We start from the raw sequence: 23,144 nt of genomic DNA on the forward strand, positions 1-23,144 counted from the left end.
AACCAACCGTGCCATCCCGACTGTGGCGCATGGCCTGCAGGATTACATGTTCAAATAACCGATAAAAGTGCCGCCTGCCGCACCGGCGGCGGCAACGATCCATGGGGGCAGCTTCCAGAAAGACAGCATAATGAACAATACCGCGGCCAGGACAAAATCGACCGGCGTCATAATGGCCGTGGTCCACAACGGATCATAAAGCGCGGCGAGGAGAAGACCTACAACAGCCGCGTTGACGCCGGTTAACGCGCCTTGAACGGCCGGCTTTTGGCGGAGCATGCTCCAATATGGCAGCGCTCCGACAATAAGCAAATAAGCGGGCAGGAAAATGGCAACGGTGGCTATGACAGCTCCGGATATGCCTTTGGCCATAGCCCCTAAATATCCGGCAAAGGTGAACAGTGGACCGGGAACCGCCTGGGCTGCCCCGTAACCGGCCATGAAGCTTTCCCTGCTGACCCAGCCCGCCGGCACCACTTCCTTCTCCAGCAGCGGGAGTACGACGTGGCCCCCGCCGAATACAAGAGCTCCTGCCCGGTAAAAGCTGTCAAACAGCGGCAGCATGCCATTGATTCCAAGCTGGCGCAGGAAGGGCAGCGCAACAAGAAGAACGGGGAATAACAGCAAACACAGATTGCCGATCCTGCGGCTTACCGGTACAGCCATCGGGGGAATAGCGGGGACATCACTATTCCGGTACATCACAACGCCGAGCAAGCCAGCGGCAACGATAACCGCCACTTGGCTGAACGCCGTCTGCCACAGCAATGTGACTGCCGCTGCGGCAATTGCTATGGTGATACGGTTGCGATCGGGCGCAAGCTTCTGACCCATGCCGAAGATGGCCTGGGCCACAACGGCGACAGCGACGATTTCCAGCCCGTGCAGCCATCCGGCGCCGCTGATGTCCATGCCTTTCAGCAGAAAAGCGAACAGCACGAGGGCAATAACAGAGGGCAGTGTAAATCCGATCCAGGATACGATTCCCCCGATCAGTCCTCCCCGGATGATTCCGATTCCCATTCCTACCTGACTGCTTGCCGGACCGGGAAGGAATTGGCACAAAGCCACCAAATCCCCGTAACTGCGTTCATCCATCCATTTACGCCTGCGTACGTATTCCTCATGAAAATAGCCAAGATGGGCGACAGGCCCCCCAAAGGAAGTCAGGCCAAGCCTTGTGGAAACCTGCAATAATTCAATAAGCACCTTTATTTTGCTCTTATTCGGGGAATCCGCTTCAACCGTTGCCATATGTATGTTTCTTCCTCCTCCTGTTTTCCTAACAAGTATACAACCCAATTGTAATGATGGTTTAAAATCACAAGAAAATTTCTGCAGAACTGAACAGGACACTGCCGCGAGTGAAACCAGAAGCGAAATAAACGAATGGAACGGAATGGCTAAAGGCGCCTGCCAAGGCGTCTTTTTTGTTCATTCATCATCAGCTATTAAAAGACAATTTAAAGATTTGTCTTAAATGAAGGAGCTTCATTATAATAAGCCTAACAACCATTGGAGAGGAGCTATCAAACCCATGAGAACCGTAGCTGAATTGGAATCCAGACTGGCTGAGCCGTCCGAGAGCCTTGTGCGCGACCTGGCATCGGTTGACGGGGACATTATGATTCTGGGTGCAGGCGGCAAGATGGGACCCAGCCTTGCAAGACTGGCAATGAATGCAATCCGGGATGGAGGACTCGCGAAGCGGGTAATCGGCGTTTCCCGTTTCTCTGACGAGGCAGCAAGAGTCGAGCTGGAAGAAGCGGGAGTAGAGACAATCGCTTGCGACTTGCTCCAGGATGGCGAGCTTGGCAAGCTCCCGGATGCGGCGAATATCATCTACATGGCCGGCAATAAATTCGGCACAAAAGGCAGAGAATATTTTACATGGGCGATGAATGCCTATTTGCCGGGCAGAGTGGCGGACAAATATAAAGATTCCCGTATCGTCGTGTTTTCCTCCGGGAATGTATATCCATTCTCTCCTGTCGGGAACGGCGGCGTCAATGAGTCCGTTCCGCCGGGACCGATTGGCGAGTATGCACAATCTTGTCTTGGCAGGGAGCGCGTATTCGAATACTTCTCTCAATTGAACGGCACTCCGATGCTCATCTATCGGCTGAATTATGCGATTGATATGCGTTATGGCGTTCTGCTTGAGCTGGCCAAGTCTATTCAAGCGGGAAAACAGATCGACCTCACGATGGGCTATGCCAATGTCATCTGGCAGGGAGATGCGAACGCTATGGCTCTGCGCTCCCTGACCAAATGCTCAAATCCTCCTTCGATTCTGAATATTACCGGTCCGGAGACCATGTCCATCCGCTGGGCGGCACAAGAGCTTGCAGACCGCCTCGGCAGCGAGGCTTTGTTTGCCGGCGCCGAAACGGATACCGCTCTTCTCAGCAATGCATCCAGGTCCCATCAGCATTTCGGATATCCTCGGGTATCCCTGCTGCAGCTGATCGATTGGACGGCTGAATGGATTCAGGCCGGCGGGCAGACCTGGAACAAGCCGACTCACTTTCAGGAAAGAAGGGGAGACTTCTAATGACAGGTTCAGGGAGAGCACTGACTCCGGAGCTGCTTGAGGCGGTTCATGAGGGGATGGTAATACCGGCGCATCCGCTCGCATTGGACGAGAACCGGAAGCTTGACGAGCGGCGGCAGCGGGCACTGACCCGGTATTATATGGCGTCGGGCTCCGGCGGCATTGCCGTTGGGGTTCACTCGACGCAGTTCGAGATCCGCGACAAGGCGTTTAACCTGTATGAGCCGGTCCTGAGGCTGGCGGCTGAGGAGGTTGATCGGGCCGGGATCAGCCGGCCCTTCATCAAGATAGCCGGCCTATGCGGACCGGCCGGCCAGGCGCTGGAAGAAGCGGAAACCGCATTGAAGCATGGCTACGATGCGGGTCTTCTCAGCATGGGCGGACTTGACGGCTGGAGCGAGCAGGAGATTCTGACGCGGACCAGACAAGTGGCGGAGATCATTCCGGTCATCGGCTTCTACTTGCAGCCGTCTGTTGGCGGCAAGGTGTTCAGCTTCGGCTTCTGGCGCGAATTTGCGGAGATTCCGAATGTCATTGCCATCAAGATGGCTCCCTTCAACCGTTATCAGACCATTGATGTCGTCAGGGCGGTCTGCTATTCGAGCCGCCGGGATGATATCGCCCTGTATACGGGGAATGATGACAATATCATTAATGATTTGCTCACCCGCTATCAGTTCATGGTGGACGGGAAGCCGGTGGAGAAGCAGATTGTCGGCGGGCTGCTGGGCCATTGGTCGGTCTGGACGCGGGAAGCGGTAAAGCTTCTGGAGGAAATCAAAAAGGTGCGCAGGCTGCCGGAAATTCCCCGGGAATGGCTGACACGGAATATTCAGGTGACGGATTCCAATGCGGCATTCTTTGATTCCGCCCACCAATTTGCCGGATGCATTCCGGGCATTCATGAGGTGCTGCGCAGACAGGGACTGCTTCAAGGCACTTGGTGTCTCAATCCTCATGAGGTACTATCTCCGGGACAAGCGGAAGAAATCGACCGGATCTATCATGACTATCCGCATTTAAATGATGATGAATTTGTCAAAGAAAACCTGGGCAGCTGGCTTTCCCAAGCGTAACGATGCTCATGGAATTAGTGGAAATGAGGGATAGGGATGCGCTTCAAGGATGTTTTCAGCATCATCGGGCCTGGAATGATCGGACCATCGAGCTCTCATACAGCGGGTGCCGCACGGCTTGGACGCGCAGCCCGCCGGTTGTTCGGGGCGATGCCCGTGCAAGCGGAAATTGTCCTGTACGGTTCATTTGCCGAGACCTATCGCGGTCACGGGACGGATCTTGCTATAGTCGGCGGACTGCTCGATTTCAGTACGGATGATTCGCGGATCCGCCATTCTCTTGAGCTGGCGGAGTCGGCAGGCATGCAGGTTGTATTCCGCATAGGCACACAGCAGGCCGAGCATCCGAACACGGCCCTTATTATTCTCAGAGACGAACAGCACGAGGACCGGTTGACCGGCACTTCGATCGGAGGCGGGAATATCGAGATCATCACCGTAAATGGCTTTGATGTCCGATTTTCCGCCCATTACCCGACATTATTGATCTTCCACGATGATTATCCCGGCATGCTGGCAGATATCACAACCATCATGAAAGCAAGGCATTTGAATATTGGCAATATGGATCTGGACCGAAAAAGCAGAAGCGGAGATGCATTGACGGTCATCGAAACGGATGAACCGGTTCCCCCGCAAGTGGCGGGACAAATTCTTGAGCTGACCCATGTTCATCGGGTCAGCCTGGTGGATCTGGCGCAAGGAAAGGAGGCAGCTCTGTGAATTTTGCATCCTTGCAGCAGCTGCAGGAGCGCTGTGAAGCCGGCGGCCTTACAATGGGACGCTTGATGCTGCAGCAGCAGGCGCTGGAGACGGACAAGAATGAAGATGCTGTCTTCAGCCAGATGGCCGCCTATTACAAAATTATGAAAGAAGCCGTCCACAAAGGTCTGACAACCGACACGCTTTCCCGCAGCGGTCTGACGGGCGGTGATGCCAAACGTCTTCATGATTACGCCGGGAACGGGGAACCCTCGCTGGGAGGCAATGCTGCCGCAGCGATGACGTATGCGCTCGCCGTATCGGAAGTGAACGCTTCTATGGGGCGCATCGTCGCGACGCCGACAGCAGGCTCGTGCGGGATCATTCCCGGCGTTTTCGTCCAATCCCAGGAACGTTTCGGATGGGATGACAGCCTGCTTGTAGAAGGATTATTCGCCGCCGGGGCGATTGGCTATGTGATTGCGAACAATTCTTTTATCTCGGGCGCGGAAGGCGGCTGCCAGGCGGAGATTGGCTCCGCCATCGGCATGGCGGCCGGCGCGCTCACCGAGATGAGGGGAGGAACGCCCGCTCAAGCCGTGCATGCCGTCGGTCTTGCGCTGAAGAACTCGCTTGGCCTGATCTGCGACCCGGTAGGGGGACTGGTAGAGATCCCCTGCATTGTGCGCAACGGATTTGGAGCGGTCACCGCTCTTGCGGCGGCAGATATGGCACTGGCCGGCGTGCGCAGTGTCATTCCTTCGGATGAGGTGATCGATGTGATGCGCGAGGTGGGAACGGCAATGCCGGAGAAGCACAGGGAGACGGCCAAGGGCGGTCTTGCGCAGACTCCGACGGGGAAACGGATCATGAAGGAATTGTATGGCCGGGAATAAGTCCGGCGCAGATACAGTCGTGGAATCTTTCTTCTGGGGAAGGGGAGGCGGGAGCAGCAAATGTTAAAAGCAGCGATTATCGGAGCCGGGGGGATATCCGGCGACCATCTGAAGGCGATTTCGCAACTGGATGAGCTTGAGGCCGTCGCCATCGCGGATATCCGTGAAATGAGTGCGGCGCAGGCTGCCGGCGATTATCATATCCGCGCATATACGGATTACAATGAGATGCTCAGAGAGGAACAGCCGGATGTAGCAGTTATAACGCTGCCGCATTATTTGCATAAGGAAGCGGCTGTCGCCTGTGCGGAGCAGGGCTGCCATATCATGCTGGAGAAACCGATGGGGCTTGATGTTGAAGAATGCGATCAAATGATAGAGTCGGCAAGACTGCATGGGGTCAAGCTGATGGTAGGCCATACCCAGCATTATTTTGCCGAGAACATCAAGGCCAGAGAGATCATTGCAAGCGGCGGGATTGGCGAGCTAGTCATGATTAATGATACGCGTCACGTCGATTACTATCTGCCCAATCGGCCCGGCTGGTTTTTCGAGCGCTCCAAGTCCGGCGGCGGGATATTCATGAATCTGGGCTCCCACTCGGTAGACAAGATCCAATGGCTGACGGACAGCTGCTTCACACAGGTGAACGCAGCTCTCAGCTTTCATGGCACCAAAGGGGATATCGAGGGAAGCGGGGTCGCTTTTCTCCGTACCGCAAGCGGCATTCCTTGTACGATCAGCCAAAGCGGCTACGGCGGAGTGAACCGTAACGAGACGGAAATCATCGGCACTCGCGGCATGATCAAGCTGGCAACGGGAGTCGGTCTATGGATCAGCGAGGGAGGGAAATACCGCCTCGTTGAAGCTCCTCAGACTGTATCCCCGTTTGTCCTTCAGTACCGCGAGCTGCTGGAAAGCATTCAACACGATATAGAGCCTGCGTGTTCGGGGGAATATGCGCGCAGCGTAATCAAGATCGTTCAGGCCTTATATGAATCGGACCGGGCGGCTGAAGAAATTCATCCGGATAAAGGGTAGACTGCTTTCAACAAACAGCCACCTGGCAGTTAATTGCTGCCGAATGGCTGTTTGTTGAATCATCAAACCTTTATCTCAAATTCGAATCGTGCACCGGTACTGCACAATGGCTGATCAGCCTGCTTTATCCCGGCGGCTGATCAATACCGTCAAGCTCACCAAAGTAACGAATATCGTGGCGCCCATATCCGATAAAATGGCGATCCAAAGCGTCAGCCAGCCGGGAATCGTCAGCAGCAAAGCAATCAGCTTCAGTCCGAGAGCAACGGCAATATTAAAACGGATCACCGCATTGACCCGCTTGGCGATTCCGATGGCTTCCGGCAGCTTGCCCAGATGATCCTGCATGAGCACGATATCCGCCGTTTCGATGGCGCTGTCGGTTCCCTTGCCCATGGCGATGCCAAGCTGGGCGGAAGCGAGAGCGGGCGCATCGTTGATGCCGTCGCCGACCATCGCGACGCGGCCGCGGCCTGCCAGATCCTTGACAATCCTGACCTTATCCTCTGGCAGCAGACCGCTGAAGCAGGAGGTGACGCCGACCATGTCCGCGACCTTCTCGGCCGTTTTTTGATGATCGCCTGTGAGCATAACGGTTTGACGAATCCCGGCGCGGTGCAGCTTAAGGATGACGGCCGCGCTTTCTTCCCTGATCTCGTCTGCAATGCCGAACATGCCGAGCACCCGGTCCTTATCCGCAGCCAGCACAAGAGTCAGGCCCTGCTCCTTGAGGCTGATGATTTGCGCAAAAATGTCATCGGGAAGGCTGATATGGCCGATGCTCTGCTCGTTGCCCAGCCAATAGGTCTGGCCCCGGATCTCGGCTGCGATGCCGCTTCCCGGGACGGTCCTGATTTCATCGGCTTCCGGCAGCTCAATGTTTCTTTGTGCAATGTCCTTCATAATGGCCTTGGCAAGTGGATGGGAGGAGGACTTCTCGATGGATCCTGCCACCTGGTAGAAGCGGGCTTCATCATACACGACCGCTTTCTCGACATGCGGCTCCCCTTTGGTTAAGGTTCCGGTCTTGTCGAACGCAAGCGTATCGATACGGCCCAGCTGTTCCAGGAAGACGCCGCCTTTAATGAGTATGCCGTTGCGCGCATTCCGTGTGATCCCCGATACGATAGCAATAGGCGAAGATAAAATGAGTGCGCAGGGGCATCCCACAATAAGCACAGCTAACCCCTGATACAGCCATTTGGTCCAATCCCCTCCGTGGATCAATGGGAGAACGATCATAACCAGCACAGCCGCAGCCATGATGGCGGGCGTATAATATTTGGCGAATTTATTGATAAAGAGCTCTGTGGGCGTTTTGGTTTCCTGGGCTTCTTCCACCAGATGCAAAATCGTGGCAAGCGACGAGTCCTCATAAGCTTTGTCAATCCGGACCCGCAGAACCCCCTCATTATTAATGCTTCCGGCATATACCGGCTCGCCGGAGAATTTCTCCACAGGCAGCGATTCGCCGGTAATGGCCGCTTCATTGACGGAGCTTTTGCCGTCTTCAACTTTGCCGTCCGAAGGGATTTTTCCGCCCGGCTTGACAATGATGAGATCGCCAATGGCGAGAGTGGCAATCGGAACGGTTTTCTCAACGCCATCCTCGAGTCTCACAGCTTCCCTGGGAGCAACCTTGAGAAGGGAGGCCATGGAACGCCGCGCTTTCTCCATGCCGAAGCCCTCAAGAATTTCATTGAGGCCAAACAGAATGGCAACAAGCGTTGCCTCCTTCCATTCTCCGATTGCGATAGCGCCAATGAGCGCAATGGTCATCAGCGTGTCGATCGTAAACCGCAGGGACCATAAATGGCGAAGTCCGCGAAGAAAGGTCGAGTACCCGCTCAGGACGGTAGCAAGCAGATACAAGCTGACCGGAACGGCTTCATGGGCGGAACCGCCGATGATGATTGCTGCAGCAAACAGAAAAGCGGACAGGATGAGCAGCCTGATCGGACCTAACAAGCCATGCCCATGACTGTGTGAGTGGCTGTGGGAATGCCCGTCGCCATGCTCATGCTGGTGATCGTGTTCGCAATGGCTGTGCGCATGATCCTCCTGCCCGTGATGACTCTCCTGCCCGCATTCAATATAGGCGTGATCGGCTTTCAGAATGCTCTCCACTGCAGCGAAGGATATGCGCGGATCGAGCTTCAGTTTACCTGTATTGTAATGAAGCTCGGCCGTTTCGCCATATTCAAGACGTTTGAGCTGATTCTCGATTGCGAGCGCACAGTTGCCGCAGGAAAGACCTTTCACGCGATATTCCTTCATGGAGGATTCCCTCTTTCATACAATATATGAATACATGTTCATATGGTACTCCGGATGCAGTTTCCTGTCAAACCCATTTCCATGAATATTCTGCCTATTTTTTTGAATGATAAAGTAAAATACCGAGAGCGCCGTCAAGAGGACAATGCGGCTATTTCTTCTTATTTATTCAATGGAGCCATCTCCGGTTCATACAAGCTAAAGATATAGTTGGACACCCATTCTTCCCCAAAGGAAACCCGGATGCTATAATAAGGAACAAATCTAAAAGTGGTTGGTGGATAACGTGACGGAGAAATTGATTCAGGATGCCTGTGACGAAGCATGCAGCGGAACGGCAGCGGATATAAGCTCCGTTAAAGCGAAGCTGGTCGACGATTCGGATGCATCGGAAATTGCGGATTTGTTCAAGACGCTGGGAGATCCGACCCGTGTCAAAATGATTCATGCCCTGTCCCAGAGCGAGCTGTGCGTTCACGACCTGACGCAGGTGCTGGACATGGGACAATCGGCCGTGTCGCATCAGCTGCGGTTCCTGCGGAATAATCGGATCGTGAAGCGCCGCAAGGTCGGCAAGACTGTTTTCTATTCCCTTGATGATAGTCATGTGGAGCAAATTTTTGTGCAGACGCTGGAGCATTTGAAGCATCATTAAATAAAATAGTTGAAGAAAAAGCATCGCCCTGTCAGCAGGCGATGCTTTTTCTTGCTTTTCCCCGATATTCTCATTATTGACACGGTAAGGCAGCACAAAGAAGCGTTCCTGAAATATTCGCTCCCATAATGAGTTCCAGACTAATTTGATATATTTAATTTGCATTATAATCTTGGGATTTGATATAATCAATGGTGAATATGAATTTAGGAACGGACTGGAAGTGAGTGCTATGCAAGGCGAGAATAAGCCGTTGTACATGGTTATTATGGAGGGGCTTAAGGAGAAAATCAAATCGGGGGAATATGTGCCTGACCAGCAGCTTCCGACGGAAGTGGAGCTGGCGGAGCAGTCGGGCGTCAGCCGTATTACATCCAAGCGCGCATTGATCGAGCTGGAGCGCGAAGGGCTTATATACCGCATCAGGGGAAGCGGAAGCTATGTCAAGAAACAAGAGGGATTCACACCACCCGACCAGGGACCTGTTCATTCGAACCGGATTATTTCCATGATATTGCCATATATGGCGACAAGCGAGCTTGATACGATAAAAGGGGCTTCGGATTATCTGGATGCCAAGGGCTATTACTTAAGCATTCATGACAGCAACTGGAGCAAGGACAAGGAGAAGGAGCTGCTGCTGAGAGTGCCGAAGAATGGCCCGAGCGGCATTATTTTGTATCCCATCAGCACCATCAGCAACGTTGACCTGATCCATGCGATCCACTGGAACGACTATCCGATCGTGACCATTGACCAATACTTTGAGAGTCTGCCGATTACAAGCGTCGTCTCGGATAATTTTGAGGGCGGCTACATGACGGCGAAGAGGCTCATTGAGCTCGGTCATGAGCGGATTGCCTTTGTATCCAGCATCAGCATTGAATTCCGCAGCTCTGTAAGGGACCGCTATCAAGGGTACTGCAAGGCGCTCAAGGATCATAAAATAACAATCGATCCGGAGATTGTGGTGACGGATTTTTACCGGGACGTAACCGCCGCGAACAGCAAAACGTTCTATAAAGAAATGATGGCGAAGCTTCTTCAGTCCGGCGTGACGGCTGTTCAGACCGAGCATGACCATCTGGCTGTGGATCTTCTCAAAAATGTGCTGGAGATGGGCGTCCAGGTTCCTGAGCAGCTGTCTATTGTAGGCTTCGATGACCATTTGATTGCCCAGCATGTTGAAGTGCCGTTAACGACAATTGCCCAGAATTATAATGAAATTGGCCGCAAGGCGGCGGAATTGATCGTCCAGCTGATCGAACGGACAGATACCGGGCATCACAGCGTCAAAGTGCCTGTCCGCTGGGTGGAAAGGGATTCAAGCGGCCGCCCTTCCGATATTTTGACCGTGCAGGGCCAGTCTTGAAAAATGAGTGGAAGCTGAAGTTTTATAGGTGCGAAAGTTAGAAACCGCTGACCGCGATGGTCGGCGGTTTTTTCATTGAGTATAACAAAATAGATAAAATATAAAATAAAGTATATTCTATATTTACAAAAAATAAATACCCGATTATAATAACTTCTGTAAGCGATGATTAGAGTATATCTAATTACATAAGTTCAGTTTCCACGAGGGTCTTATCGCTTATGCTCATTATGTTTTTGGTTTGTAAGCGCATTCTACTTTTCATCCGGTAGTGACAAGGAGGGAGAAGCTTAAGTTTCCATGCTTTCGGGTTCGTCTGCTCATGCTTAAGGTTTTTAAAATTTCGATCCTAAACGGATGATGGGGGATTTTAAATGAAAAAGTTCAATTGGCTCTCTTCGCTGCTCATCGTATTGATCGTTATGGTTACGGCAGCAGGCTGTTCAGGCAATAGTGCAGGTAACGGCGGCAATACGGGCGCAGAGGAGCCGGCGGCAGCGAATAACGCGGCTCCGGCCAATGAAGCGGCTGCGCCTGAGGAAGCAGCGGCTCCCGAGGAACCGGCAGCGCCGGCGGAAAAGACCTTTGATCTCCAGGGGGCTCCCGTGAAAATCGGCGTATGGTATGACGATGCCGATCCGCGGACGATCGCGGAGAAAGGCCCTGCGGAAGAAGCACAGATCAAATTGATCGAAGCGGCCGAGAAAAAATATAACACAAAAATCGAATTCGTTAAATTCGCCGACTATGGCAAATATGTGGAAAACTTCACTACGACTTCGCTTTCCGGAACGCCTTTCGCGGATATCGTCCTGCTTGAGCTGTTCTGGGCGTTCCCGCAGCTGGTCAACAAGGAATTTATCCAGCCCGTAGACGAGTATCTGGATCTGGGCGATGCCAAATACATCAGCTGGATGAAAAACGGAGGCAGCTACAAGGGCAAGCAGTACGGAATGACGGATTCCGCTCCTTCTCCTTACGGCATGTACTATAACAAAACGCTGGTGCAGAAGCTGGGTCTGGAAGATCCGTACGAGCTGCAGCAAAAAGGGGAATGGACGTGGGATAAATTCCGCGAATTCGCCAAATCGGGAACCAAGGATACCAATGGCGACGGTAAAACGGATGTATTCGGCCTTGCCGGCGCATACGGCAAAACCAAAGCTTTGGCCGAGCAGCTGGTGTACACGAACAAAGGCGCCCTGGATAAAGACGCAGCCGGCGAAATCAAGTTCTCCATGAACAGCGAGAATACGATACAGGCGCTGCAGTTCGTCTCCGATCTCTACAACACGGATAAGTCGATTATGCAGCCTGTTCCAGAAGACGCCAGCAAGGAATTTATCGCAGGCAAAGGCCTCATTTATGCAGGATTCAGTTGGGAGCTTGGAACGCTGCTGGACAGCATGAAGGACCAGGAGATCGGTTATGTGTTCTTCCCGAAAGGCCCGAAAGCCGATAAATACGTTTCGTACACGCCTTTTGGCAATATGTTTATGGTATCGAAGTATTCGAAGAATGCGGAAGCTGCCGCCAGAATCATGGATGAGATCAGCCTTCATGACGAGGGCCGACAATTGGCCAAGCAGTCATGGGAGTCCTCCTATCCGAGCAAAGAGTCGCTCGATACGCGCACTCAGATGGCGGACAGCATTGAGTATATCTCTTACTACGGCGTGCCGGACGGCGAGAAGCTGTTCGAAGGCGTTGTAACGGATATCACGACAGGCAAAGTATCGCCGGCAACCGCGGTGGATAAAGTGAAACCGCAGTTCGAGGCTAATATCAACAAGCTGCTTCAGGACAGCAAATAAAGCATAGCTCTTGAGGTGAGCCCCTGATCCAAAGTTTGCTGTCAAAACGGGAGCTTGCGGATTAGGGGGCTGCTCAAGAGGAGGGGGAAACCAAGTGCGGCGACCAATCGTGAAAGTGACTGCTTTACTGCTGCTTCTGTCCGTGGCTGTATATGCCTCCTTCTCCATGCGGGGCGGGGCATCCCGGGAAACGGAGACAGCGGCTGCCGCGGCTGCGGCCGATCTGGACCTGACAGCCCTGACCGGTTCGTTCAAAAAAGGCGGATATGACGAGTATCTGTCCAAACAAAGCAGCACAGGCGCATCCGCTGAGGAAGTTGTCATTGAAGGCGAGAATTACAGCGAGACGCAGGGGATGGACGCTGCCGTACTTGAGAATTACAAGGGCAGGCAGGGCAAAGCCGTAAAAACCGGGGATGCGGGTACGATCTCCTGGGCATTCGAGGTCAGTCAGGACGGCCTTTATAACGTAAAGATGAATATGTATACGGAACCTGGCAAGGAATCCGACATTGAACGGGAGCTGCGGATTGACGGTAACCTTCCTTTTAACGAAGCGAGAAGCATAACGTTCAACCGGATATGGACCAATGAGCAGCAGTCCTTCGAACGTGACGACCGCGGGAATGATCTTGCTCCCAATCAAGTGGAAATGCCGATGTGGCAGGATACCGTAATCAAAGATGGTACCGGCTTTTACGAGGAGCCTTTCTTATTTTATTTCTCTAAAGGCAAGCATACCCTGTCGTTGACCTCCGTGAAGGAACCTCTCGTCATCGATCAGCTGAAGCTGTCCAAACCGCAAACAACGCCTTCCTATCAGGAAGTGGCGAGCAGGTATAAAGCAGAAGGCTATGGACCGGCCAAGGCAGTGTCCATCAAGCTGCAGGCCGAACAGGCCTTGTACAAATCAACGCCGAATCTCCTTCCTTACAATGACCGGTCCAGTCCCGCTCTGGAGCCTTTCCATGTCTCCAAGCTGCGCAATAATGCGATGGGCGGCTGGGCCTGGAGACTGCCGGGACAATGGATCGAATGGGAAATCGATGTGCCGGAGGATGCGCTGTATCAGATTGCGCTCAAAAACAGGCAAAATACGCTGCGCGGAATGTCTGCGCTGCGCACCCTGTATATCGACGGCGAGCTGCCTTTTGAAGAGCTGCGGTATATCGCCTTTCCATATAGCCCGTCCTGGCAGATGAAGGTGATCGGCTCCGGCAAGGATGAGCCGTACTTGTTCCATCTGACTAAAGGCAAGCACCGGATCCGCATGGAGGTCACTTTAGGCGAGCTGGCGCCGATTCTGCGGTCGGTGGAGTCCAGCATTCTTGAGCTGAACGCCATGTACCGCCAAATTATCAGCTATACCGGTACCGTTCCGGATACATACCGCGACTATAATCTCGAGCAGAGGATTCCGGCGATGGCGGAAGTGTTCCGCAGGCAGAGCGCGCAGCTTGCGGCCATCGCCAAACGGATGGAAGGGTCGTCGGGCGAAGGCAATGAGCGTACAGCCATTATTAATACGATTGCGTATCAATTGGAGGATATGGCCGGCAACCCGGAATCGGTTCCTTCGCGGATCGATGCCTTCAAGACCAATGTCGGCGCGCTGGGCTCGTGGATGCTCACCGTTAACGAACAGCCGCTGTCTCTGGATTATTTGATTGTCAGCACGCCGGGTGCAGAGCTTCCCGATCCCGATGCCGGCGTTTGGACGAAGCTGACGTCAGGAACGAAGGCTTTTCTGGCTTCCTTTTATGAGAATTATGATGATTTCTCAGGTGAGGACCAGGGCGGCGAAAGCGTATCGGTCTGGGTCACCTCGGCGCGCGACCAGGCGCAGGTCATTAAACGTCTGGTGGATGACGATTTCACTGCCAATACCGGCATTCATGTGAATTTGAAGCTGGTAAGCGCGGACGTTCTGCTTCCATCGACGGTTGCGGGCAAGGGGCCGGATATCGCTCTGCAGGTCGGCAATGATTTGCCGGTGAACTATGCCAGCCGCAGCGCGCTTGAGGATTTGTCAGGCTTCTCCGATTTTGGGCAGGTGCGGGAGCAGTTTGACGAAAGCGCCATGGTACCGTACGAGTACAATGGAAGCTATTACGCCCTGCCGGAGCAGCAGACCTTCCCGATGCTGTTCTACAGAACGGATATTCTGGAGAATGAGCTGCATCTTGCGGTGCCGCAGACCTGGGAGGATGTGTACGGCATGCTGCCGACGCTGCAGAAGCATAATCTGCAGTTCGGTCTCCCGCAGAAGCCGCTCGATTCGCTGGGGAATGATCTGGTCACCACCAACATCATCACACTGCCGCCTAACCCGGCCTTGGCGATGTTCCTGTTCCAGCATGGGGGAGAGTTCTACAAGGATGGCGGGATGGCGAGCGGTCTGGATTCGGAAACGGCCATCCAGCAGTTCAAGCAGTGGACGGACTTCTATATGAATTATAAAATTCCGATTGCCGCGGATTTCGCAAACCGGTTCCGGACAGGCGAAATGCCGATCGGCATTGTCGATTACACGATGTATAACAAGCTGAGCGTATTTGCGCCGGAGATCAAGGGTCTGTGGTCCTTTGCCCCTGTGCCGGGAACCGCTGCCGGAGATGGCGCGATTCACCGCGAGGTGGGCAGCGGCGGATCGTCAGCCGTCATGTTCAAGGGTACGAAGAACAAGGAAGCGGCCTGGGCGTTCATGAAATGGTGGACGGGCACAGACACGCAAGTTGCCTTCGGACGCCAGATGGAAATCCGCATGGGCGCGGCGGCCAGATATCCGACAGCCAATATGGAGGCGCTTGGCAGGCTGCCGTGGCCGACCAGGGATTTTCAGAAGCTGAAGGAACAAATGCAGTGGGTGCAGGGGATTCCTGAAGTGCCCGGCGGCTATTTGACCGGTCGCAATATCGACAATGCGTTCCGCAGAGTGGTTGTTCAAGGGGACGATCCGCGCGAGACGATGGAAAACTATGTGCGCACGATGAACGACGAGATCACCCTGAAGCGCAAAGAATTCAATCTTCCCTATGAGGAGTAGTTCATAAAAAACGCGCGGATGCCGAGCTTTCTGAACGAACTATTGAGAAATGAGGGACTCGAAATGAAACCGCAGGCGGCAGAACGCTCCCTCATGGGGAGAACGGGTATTCCAGGCAGCCAAAAGCCGGGCAATTTGTTGATGTCCAGGTGGACGCGCCTTTTTATCGAAATGAAAAAAAACAAGCATGCTTATGTGCTCATGGCGCCCTATTTTATTATTTTTGGCACATTTACGATCGTCCCGGTCCTGCTGTCGCTGGTGCTGAGCTTTACGAACTACAATCTGCTGGAGGCGCCGAAGTGGATCGGCTGGCAGAACTATGCGCGTCTGTTCGTCCAGGATGACATCTTCCTGATCGCGGTCAAGAATACCTTCCTGTTCGCCGCCATAACCGGACCGGTCAGCTACCTGGCCTGCTTCCTGTTCGCATGGCTGATCAATGAGCTGCGTCCGAAGCTGCGCGCCCTTCTGACGCTGATTCTGTATGCCCCGTCGATTGCGGGAAACACCTACCTGATCTGGCAGCTGCTGTTCGCCAGCGATTCGTACGGTTACGCGAATTCCTTCCTGATGAAGTGGGGATTCATCCTGGAGCCGATCCAATGGCTGCAGGACCCCCGCTACGTGCTGGGGATTCTGATCATGGTGCAGCTGTGGCTCAGTCTGGGAACGGCTTTCCTCGCTTTTATCGCCGGGCTGCAGAATGTGGACCGTACTTTATACGAAGCGGGAAGCATCGACGGCATCAAGAGCCGCTGGCAGGAGCTGTGGTTTATTACCCTGCCGGCCATGCGGCCGCAGCTGATGTTCGGGGCGGTCATCCAGATTTCGCTGGCCTTCTCCGTCGCCGAAATTTCGATCTACCTGATCGGCTTTCCGAGCGTCGACTATTCCGCCCACACGATTGTCACCCATCTGGTGGATTACGGCTCCATCCGGTTTGAAATGGGTTATGCCTCGGCCATTGCCACCATATTGTTTAGCATTATGCTCGGCGCGAATCTTCTGACTCAGAAGCTGCTTGCCAAAGTGGGTGAATAGAAGAAAATGAGACTGACATTCAAGCTGCCCAAAAGACTGAACCGATCGTGGACGGGGGATATTCTGCTGTTTCTACTGCTTGCAGGGGTTGCCTGCTTCATGGCGCTGCCGCTGGTGTTCACGGTAAGCAATGCGTTCAAGCCGTTGGATGAAATTTTCTCGTTTCCTCCGAAGCTGTTTGTACGCAATCCGACCTTCAAGAACTTTACGGATCTGGTCGGCATCTTCAGCGACTCCTGGGTGCCGTTCTCCAGATATGTGTTCAACACGTTTTTTATTGCCATCGTGGGTACCGCAGGCCATGTCATTCTGGCCTCCGCTGCGGCTTACCCGCTTGCCAAGCTCCATTTTCCGGGTAAACGGATATTATTCGGGGTCGTGGTGCTTTCCCTGATGTTCACAGCCTATGTTACCCAGGTGCCGAACTATATGATCATCTCCATGCTGGGTCTGATCAACACCTTCTGGGCGATTCTGCTGCCGGCCTTCGGGATGACCCTGGGCCTGTACCTGATGAAGCAGTTTATGGAGCAAATTCCCGATGCGCTGCTGGAAGCGGCCAAGATCGACGGGGCCAGCGAGTACCGGATCTACTGGCAGATTGTCATGCCGATCGTCAAGCCGGCATGGCTGACGCTCATTATTTTTTCCCTGCAGAATTTATGGACGAACGGCTCGGTGACCAGCCACAAATATATTTACAGCGAGCAGCTCAAGACGGTTGACTACGTATTCGGACAAATCGCAAGCGGCGGCCTTGCAAGGACGGGACCCGTGGCAGCTGTAACGCTGCTCATGATGCTCGTGCCGATCACCGTATTCATCGTGACGCAGAGCAACATCATTCAGACGATGTCCACATCGGGGCTGAAGGAATAGCAGGGGGGAGCTAAAGATGAAACGAATCATCGCCGCATTATTTATCATGACGCTCTTGATCGGTGTGACCGCTCCTGTTACGGCATCCGCAAGCGATACCTATAACTATTCCTACTGGGGCGATCCCGTCCCTTCGCCGAATCCCTATACGCTCGGCAGGGTGATGGGCGGAGACGATTGGAATATCGGCCCGCTGTCCTCGCCGCAGGACCTGTTCATCGGACCGGGCAATCAAGTATACATAGCCGATACGGGGAACAACCGGATTATTGTGCTGGATGAACAGCTGCAGATCTCCGCGGTGATCCGGGAATTCGATAATAACGGCAGCAAGGACGGGTTCAACCAGCCGGAAGGTGTTTTCAGCGATGAAGAGGGTCATATTTATGTGGCGGATACCCAGAACCGCCGATTGGTTGAGCTCACGGGCGAAGGCCGCTTGGTCCGTATCGTGGATGAACCCAAATCAACGCTGCTGCGCGAAGGCTTCCAGTATATCCCGATGAAAGTGGCCGTGGATAAAGCGCTGCGGATTTATGTCGTCAGCCGCGGCTCCTATGAAGGAATCATGGAATTCGACGCGGACGGCCTCTTCAATGGATTTATTGGCACCAACCGGGTGAAATTCAGTCCTGCCGATCTGTTCTGGAAGCGGATTTCCACCAAGGCCCAGCGTCAGCAGATGGAGCAGTTTATTCCGCTGGAGTTCAACAATCTGGATATCGACGGGGATGGATTTATCTATACCTCGACCTCGGAGGAAAATTCCGATCAGCCGATCAAACGGCTGAATCCGTCAGGCGTGGATATTTTGCGCAGCAAAGGCTATTTTCCGCCGAAGGGGGATATCGGGACGCTTGAGACAGGCAGCTCCCCGGGAAGCTCGATCTTCGTCGATATCATCTCGGATGAAGGCGGCATGTACAGCGCGCTGGATTCCAAGCGGGGCCGGATCTTCACCTACGACAAGGACGGCAATCTGCTGTACCAATTCGGCGGACTCGGCAGCCAGCAGAGCAAATTCCGCACCCCTGCCGCGATTGAAATGCTGGGAGGCAGCATGCTGGTGCTGGACAAGGACAATAACCGGCTGTCCGTCTTCGAGCCGACCCCCTATGGCAGCTGGATCCGCGATGCTGTCGTCTCGCTCTATAACGGCAGGACGGATCAATCGACCGCAGCATGGAAGAAGGTGCTGCAGCTTAACGGCAATTTCGATGTCGCTTATATCGGCATTGGCAAGTCCCTGCTCAAGCAGGGCGATAACCGCGCGGCGATGGATTATTTCAAGCTGGGCAACAACCGGGAGTATTATTCGGAAAGCTTCAAGCGGTACCGCAAGGATGTCGTGTTCGCCCATTTCGGCACCATCGTGCTCGTTATCGCGCTGCTGGCTGCAGGCCTGGTCACGGCTGTGAAGCTTGGAGGCCGAAGGAAATCCGCCGGTCAATACGAGCGGGAATTCGGGATCATCCAGAATCCGTTCTATACGATGATTCATCCCTTTAACGGATTTTGGGAGATGAAATACGAGCATAAGGGAAGAATCAAGGTTGCGCTTGGCATTGTGGTCCTGCTGGTCATTGCCACGATTGTCAGAAGGCAGTACAGCGGCTTTGTCGTCAACTTCAACAACCCGGAGCAGCTGAGCAGCCTGGATGAAATGAAATTTATCGTGCTGCCGTTCCTGCTGTGGTGCGTGGCCAACTGGTCTCTGACCACGCTGATGGACGGGGAAGGCAAATTCAAGGAAATCGTCATGGCGACGGCTTATTCCCTGCTTCCTCTTGTCATCATCTATATTCCGCAAACATTGTACAGCAATATGATTACCAGCGGTGAAAGCGCGTTTTATTATCTTCTGGATGCGCTGGCGATCATATGGTTCATCTGGCTGCTCTTTACCGGCACAATGACGGTTCATCAATATTCCGCCGGCAAAACGGTCGTAACGATGCTGCTAACGCTTGTCGTGATCGGGATCATTATTTTCCTGGGCGTTCTGTTCTTCAGCATGCTTCAGCAAATGATCAGCTTTGCCGCTTCCGTCTACAAGGAAATCTCATTCAGATTGTAATCGGCAGGGAAGGAGGGATGGCCCTTGGCTGTCAAGAAGAAAAAGATCGCCGTTATCCTGTGTGCGGCGCTCCTGATAAGCGGCATGGCCGGCATGGGCTCCTTGAGCTACAGCGAACAGGGGGCTCAAGTGGGCAGCTCCGGAACCGGGCTCTCTTCGGGGAATGGCGAAGGGACGGAGCAGCAGCAAACCGGGGCAGGTGCGCATACCGGAGTGTTGGAGCTGACCGATACGACGGGACAGCCTGAAATTCAAGGTCAGACGGATTACAAGAGGCAGCTTGATACAAAAGGGCAAACCGCAGCCCTTTCCGCGAACACCACTAAGGAAGCTCATACGCTCACTGCCAACACGCCGCAGGAAATCCAGGCGCTCGGGGCGATGGAGAGGGTTGCGGAAAATGAGTCGCTCCAGCTCTATGTAAACCGCGAAACGGCTGAAACCGCCGTGAAGGATTTGCGGGACGGTTATATCTGGTTCTCTAATCCACAGGGCAGAGCAGATGATCCCAAGGCTTCGCCCTTGTATAAATCCGAGCTGTCCGCACAGGTGCTGGTTACCTACTACAACGAGAAAGGGCAGGTCAATGCGTTCAACAGCTACGATGACAGCGTAGCGAAGGGGCAATTTGAAATCTCGGCCATGGACAACGGGCTCAAGGTGGTATACCGGATCGGCAATATTGCCAAAAGCTATGCCAACATTCCCAAAGTCATCGGCAAGGAGCGGTTTCAGACGCAGATCCTCGATCAGATTGCCGATGAGGAAACGCGCAAGGATGTCGCATTCAAATTCAGTCTGGATGAGCAAAAGCAAATCTACACGGTCCGCAAGCTTCAGGATTATGTCGCGGAAGAGCTCTCCGCTTTGCTTGAGGCGGCAGGCTACACAGCCGACGACGCCGCTGAAGACAATAAGGCCAATGGAGCCGGTGAAGCGGCCGCCGCCGCAAATGCGGAGTTCACCGTGCCGGTTGAATATACGCTTGACGGCGGGAATCTGATCGTAAGCGTGCCGGCCCGGGAGCTGGTCTATAATAAAGCCTATCCCCTGGCAACGGTGCAGGTGCTTAAATACTTCGGCGCTGCGGGTACGGACAAATCCGGTTATCTGTTTGTACCTGACGGCTCGGGAGCCCTGATCCATCTGAACAGCGGCAAGCAGAACGCGGAGCCCTACAGCCTGCCCGTGTACGGCAATGACGGCACCTACGATGTGCGGGAGAGGATTCAATCCAATGAAATCACCCGCCTTCCGGTATTCGGTATGAAACAAAATGATCATGCGCTCCTTGGCATTATTGAGGACGGCGATGCACTGGCCAGCGTGACGGCGGACGTGAGCGGGCGCAATGATTCCTATAATGCGGTCAGCAGCAAATTTCAGGTTGTGGCGATGGATTTCTACACCTTGACCTCCGGCACCAAAACAAGCTCCGTCCCCATGTTCCAGAGCAAAATCTATGGGGGCAGCCTGCAGCTCCGGTACTCCTTTCTATCCGGAGCATCCGCCGATTATGTCGGAATGGCCGGACAGTACCGGGCATATCTGGCGGAGAAATATCAATTGAAGCCGCTGGCGGAAGCTGCAGATGCGCCATTTATCCTGGAGCTTGCCGGAGCGTTCCGCAAAAGCAAATCATTCCTCGGCATTCCCTATCAAGCTGCGGAATCCTTGACCAGCTTCAGTGAGGCGCGGACGCTGCTCGAGAAGCTGAGGGCTGCCGGGGTCAAGCAGATCGATCTGCGTTATGTCGGCTGGTTTAACGGCGGCATCAATCATTCTTCGCCATCCAGGATCAGCATTGCCGGAGCATTGGGCGGCAGAGGCGGATTCCGGGATTTGGCCAATTATGTGAAGCAGAATGGAATCGGCTTTTATCCGGATGTGGCTTTCATGGAGAAATACAAGGGCTCGTCAGGCTCGGCAACCTTCCTGGACCGGAGCAAAGCGGCCATTTATCAATACGATCCGGTTATGTATGCCAAGAATACGGCGAGGTTCTCCCACTACATCCTGTCGCCGGCGGCGCTGCCGAAGCAGGTGGACGGTTTTCTGCGGGACTTTGCGGATATCGGGAACAGGGGCTTGTCCCTGCGGGATATGGGCAATGAAGTCAATTCGGACTTTGACCCAGGCAGGTCGGTTAACCGTCAGGATGCGCTCGCGGTCATTGCCGGTCAGACGGATAAGCTGAAGAAGCAGGCAGGCCCGCTGATGATAAGCGGCGGCAGCGCCTACAGCCTGCCTTATGCGGATATCATTGTGAACGCGCCGGTCCGGAGCAGCCGCATGAATATTACCGATGAGGATATTCCGTTCTATCAGATAGCCCTGCATGGCTATTTTGATTTGGCAGGTTCTCCTTACAATATGGACGAGCTGCAGAATCCCCGTATGTCGTTGCTCAAAGCGCTGGAGACCGGCTCCAATGTCTTCTATCAGTGGTCGTACAGCGACTCAGCCAAGGTAAAGGATACGGCATTCAACAGCTTGTATGCGCTGAGCTACGAAAGCTGGTTTGAAGAAGCGGTCGGGCTGTATGACGAAGCCAATCCGGTGCTTGCCAAAGTGCGCAATCAACCGATTGTGAAGCACAGCAAACCGGCGCCGGGCGTCGTCCGGACAACGTTCGGGAACGGAATAACCATCACAATCAACTACAACAATACGGCGGCAGCGGTGAACGGCTTGCAAATCGGGGCCTTAAGCTACCGGGTAGGCGGTGAGCAGCATGTTTAGGAAGCCATTGACCTTAACGCAGAAAAAAGCCTGGTACGGGGTTCTGTTCGCATCCCCGCTCATGCTGGGAATGGTGCTGCTGTTTATTTTGCCCTTGATCGAATCCTTCCGTTTCAGCTTAAGCTCCATTCGTCTGGTTGAAGGCGGCTTTGCAGTCGATTACGAAGGCTTCGCTAATTACGGCAATCTGTTTACGACCAATCCGGAATTCCCCCGGAGGCTGACGGAATCCATTACGAACATGGTCGTCAATGTGCCGATTATCATTATCTTCAGTTTGTTTGCCGCTGTGCTGCTCAACCAGAAATTCAGAGGCCGCGCCGTTGCCAGGGCGATCTTCTTCCTGCCTGTGATCCTGGCCTCTGCCGCAATCGCCAACCTGGATATCAGCAGCTTTGTCGGCGGCTCGGCTCCCGCTGGCGGCGGAGAGAGCGAAGGCAGCCTGATGCAGAGCTTCGAGCTGAAAAAAATGCTGATTGAATCGGGCCTTGCTCCCGTGTTCGTCAACTACATTACCGGTGCGGTGGACCGGATTTATGAAATTATCAGCTCATCCGGCGTGCAGATTCTGATTTTTCTGGCGGGTCTGCAGTCGATTTCGCCATCCCTGTATGAATCCTCCAGGATCGAAGGGGCGACAGGCTACGAAATATTCTGGAAAATTACGTTTCCGATGATGACGCCGCTGATTTTGACCAATTTGGTGTATTCCATCATTGATTCGTTCAATCACAATACCATCAACTCGCTGATTTCGGAGACGGCCTTCAAGTCATTCGAATTCGGCCAAAGCGCGGCCATGTCATGGGTGTACTTCCTGGTGGTTGCCGTGATTCTGGGCGTGTCCACAAGCATCATATCGAGGAAAGTGTTTTATTATGACTAGCAAGAAGAAACGGCTGTTGCCGTCCTTTGGCGGCGCAGCAAGTTTCTTCCCTCAGACCTTATAAAAGTGGATAAAGGTGAAAC

General features: G+C 53.7%; 16 protein-coding genes. 14 read left to right on the forward strand and 2 right to left on the reverse strand.

Going from position 1 to position 23,144, the window contains the following annotated elements; all coding sequences use genetic code 11:
- Positions 1 to 42 precede the first annotated feature (42 nt).
- On the reverse strand, positions 43 to 1,254 hold the full coding sequence (gene chrA, locus AC0YOB_RS29015) for a chromate efflux transporter (protein WP_475795759.1): 1,212 nt from the start codon (positions 1,252 to 1,254) through the stop codon (positions 43 to 45).
- A gap of 283 nt (positions 1,255 to 1,537) precedes the next feature.
- Here chrA and AC0YOB_RS29020 point away from each other — a divergent pair, with 283 nt between their 5' ends.
- The 5 genes from AC0YOB_RS29020 to AC0YOB_RS29040 are packed head-to-tail and all read left to right on the forward strand — an operon-like array spanning position 1,538 to position 6,269.
- Entirely contained in the window at positions 1,538 to 2,554 is a 1,017-nt protein-coding gene (locus AC0YOB_RS29020) for an NAD-dependent epimerase/dehydratase family protein (protein WP_475795760.1), read from the forward strand.
- Positions 2,554 to 3,630, forward strand: a complete 1,077-nt coding sequence (locus AC0YOB_RS29025; RefSeq protein ID WP_475795761.1) for a dihydrodipicolinate synthase family protein — start codon at positions 2,554 to 2,556, stop codon at positions 3,628 to 3,630. Before AC0YOB_RS29020 ends, AC0YOB_RS29025 begins: the two co-directional genes overlap by 1 nt.
- Before the next feature lie 36 nt (positions 3,631 to 3,666).
- Positions 3,667 to 4,353, forward strand: a complete 687-nt coding sequence (gene sdaAB, locus AC0YOB_RS29030) for an L-serine ammonia-lyase, iron-sulfur-dependent subunit beta (protein WP_475795762.1) — start codon at positions 3,667 to 3,669, stop codon at positions 4,351 to 4,353.
- Complete coding sequence (gene sdaAA, locus AC0YOB_RS29035; RefSeq protein WP_475795763.1) at positions 4,350 to 5,228, forward strand: L-serine ammonia-lyase, iron-sulfur-dependent, subunit alpha; 879 nt, start codon at positions 4,350 to 4,352, stop codon at positions 5,226 to 5,228. Before sdaAB ends, sdaAA begins: the two co-directional genes overlap by 4 nt.
- Before the next feature lie 60 nt (positions 5,229 to 5,288).
- Complete coding sequence (locus AC0YOB_RS29040; RefSeq protein WP_475795764.1) at positions 5,289 to 6,269, forward strand: Gfo/Idh/MocA family protein; 981 nt, start codon at positions 5,289 to 5,291, stop codon at positions 6,267 to 6,269.
- A gap of 114 nt (positions 6,270 to 6,383) precedes the next feature.
- Here AC0YOB_RS29040 and AC0YOB_RS29045 read toward each other — a convergent pair whose 3' ends face one another.
- Positions 6,384 to 8,546, reverse strand: coding sequence for a heavy metal translocating P-type ATPase (locus tag AC0YOB_RS29045; protein ID WP_475795765.1), 2,163 nt, complete (start codon positions 8,544 to 8,546; stop codon positions 6,384 to 6,386).
- A 277-nt stretch (positions 8,547 to 8,823) separates the two neighbouring features.
- Between AC0YOB_RS29045 and AC0YOB_RS29050 the strand changes: the two genes are divergently transcribed.
- The 9 genes from AC0YOB_RS29050 (at position 8,824) to AC0YOB_RS29090 (ending at position 23,061) form a co-directional block, all read left to right on the forward strand.
- Positions 8,824 to 9,201, forward strand: a complete 378-nt coding sequence (locus AC0YOB_RS29050; protein ID WP_210039892.1) for an ArsR/SmtB family transcription factor — start codon at positions 8,824 to 8,826, stop codon at positions 9,199 to 9,201.
- Positions 9,202 to 9,433: 232 nt separating this feature from the next.
- Positions 9,434 to 10,573, forward strand: coding sequence for a GntR family transcriptional regulator (locus AC0YOB_RS29055; RefSeq protein ID WP_475795856.1), 1,140 nt, complete (start codon positions 9,434 to 9,436; stop codon positions 10,571 to 10,573).
- A gap of 374 nt (positions 10,574 to 10,947) precedes the next feature.
- Positions 10,948 to 12,387 (forward strand): ABC transporter substrate-binding protein, encoded by a 1,440-nt coding sequence (locus AC0YOB_RS29060; protein WP_475795766.1) that lies wholly within the window; start codon positions 10,948 to 10,950, stop codon positions 12,385 to 12,387.
- A 94-nt stretch (positions 12,388 to 12,481) separates the two neighbouring features.
- A complete protein-coding gene (locus AC0YOB_RS29065) occupies positions 12,482 to 15,433 on the forward strand; it encodes an extracellular solute-binding protein (RefSeq protein WP_475795767.1) in 2,952 nt (983 codons plus the stop codon).
- 141 nt (positions 15,434 to 15,574) lie between these two features.
- The gene (locus AC0YOB_RS29070) at positions 15,575 to 16,477 is read left to right on the forward strand and encodes a carbohydrate ABC transporter permease (protein ID WP_475795857.1); all 903 of its coding nucleotides are present in this window, start codon (positions 15,575 to 15,577) and stop codon (positions 16,475 to 16,477) included.
- A 6-nt stretch (positions 16,478 to 16,483) separates the two neighbouring features.
- A complete protein-coding gene (locus AC0YOB_RS29075; RefSeq protein ID WP_475795768.1) occupies positions 16,484 to 17,356 on the forward strand; it encodes a carbohydrate ABC transporter permease in 873 nt (290 codons plus the stop codon).
- A gap of 16 nt (positions 17,357 to 17,372) precedes the next feature.
- Positions 17,373 to 19,433, forward strand: a complete 2,061-nt coding sequence (locus tag AC0YOB_RS29080; RefSeq protein WP_475795769.1) for a YIP1 family protein — start codon at positions 17,373 to 17,375, stop codon at positions 19,431 to 19,433.
- Between the two features lie 24 nt (positions 19,434 to 19,457).
- The gene (locus AC0YOB_RS29085; RefSeq protein WP_475795770.1) at positions 19,458 to 22,175 is read left to right on the forward strand and encodes a DUF5696 domain-containing protein; all 2,718 of its coding nucleotides are present in this window, start codon (positions 19,458 to 19,460) and stop codon (positions 22,173 to 22,175) included.
- Positions 22,168 to 23,061: a carbohydrate ABC transporter permease gene (locus AC0YOB_RS29090; RefSeq protein WP_475795771.1), complete on the forward strand. Its 894-nt coding sequence runs from the start codon at positions 22,168 to 22,170 to the stop codon at positions 23,059 to 23,061. The genes AC0YOB_RS29085 and AC0YOB_RS29090 overlap by 8 nt, the downstream gene beginning before the upstream one ends.
- Positions 23,062 to 23,144 lie beyond the last annotated feature (83 nt).

It is taken from the genome of Paenibacillus sp. JT31N17 (assembly GCF_056269255.1).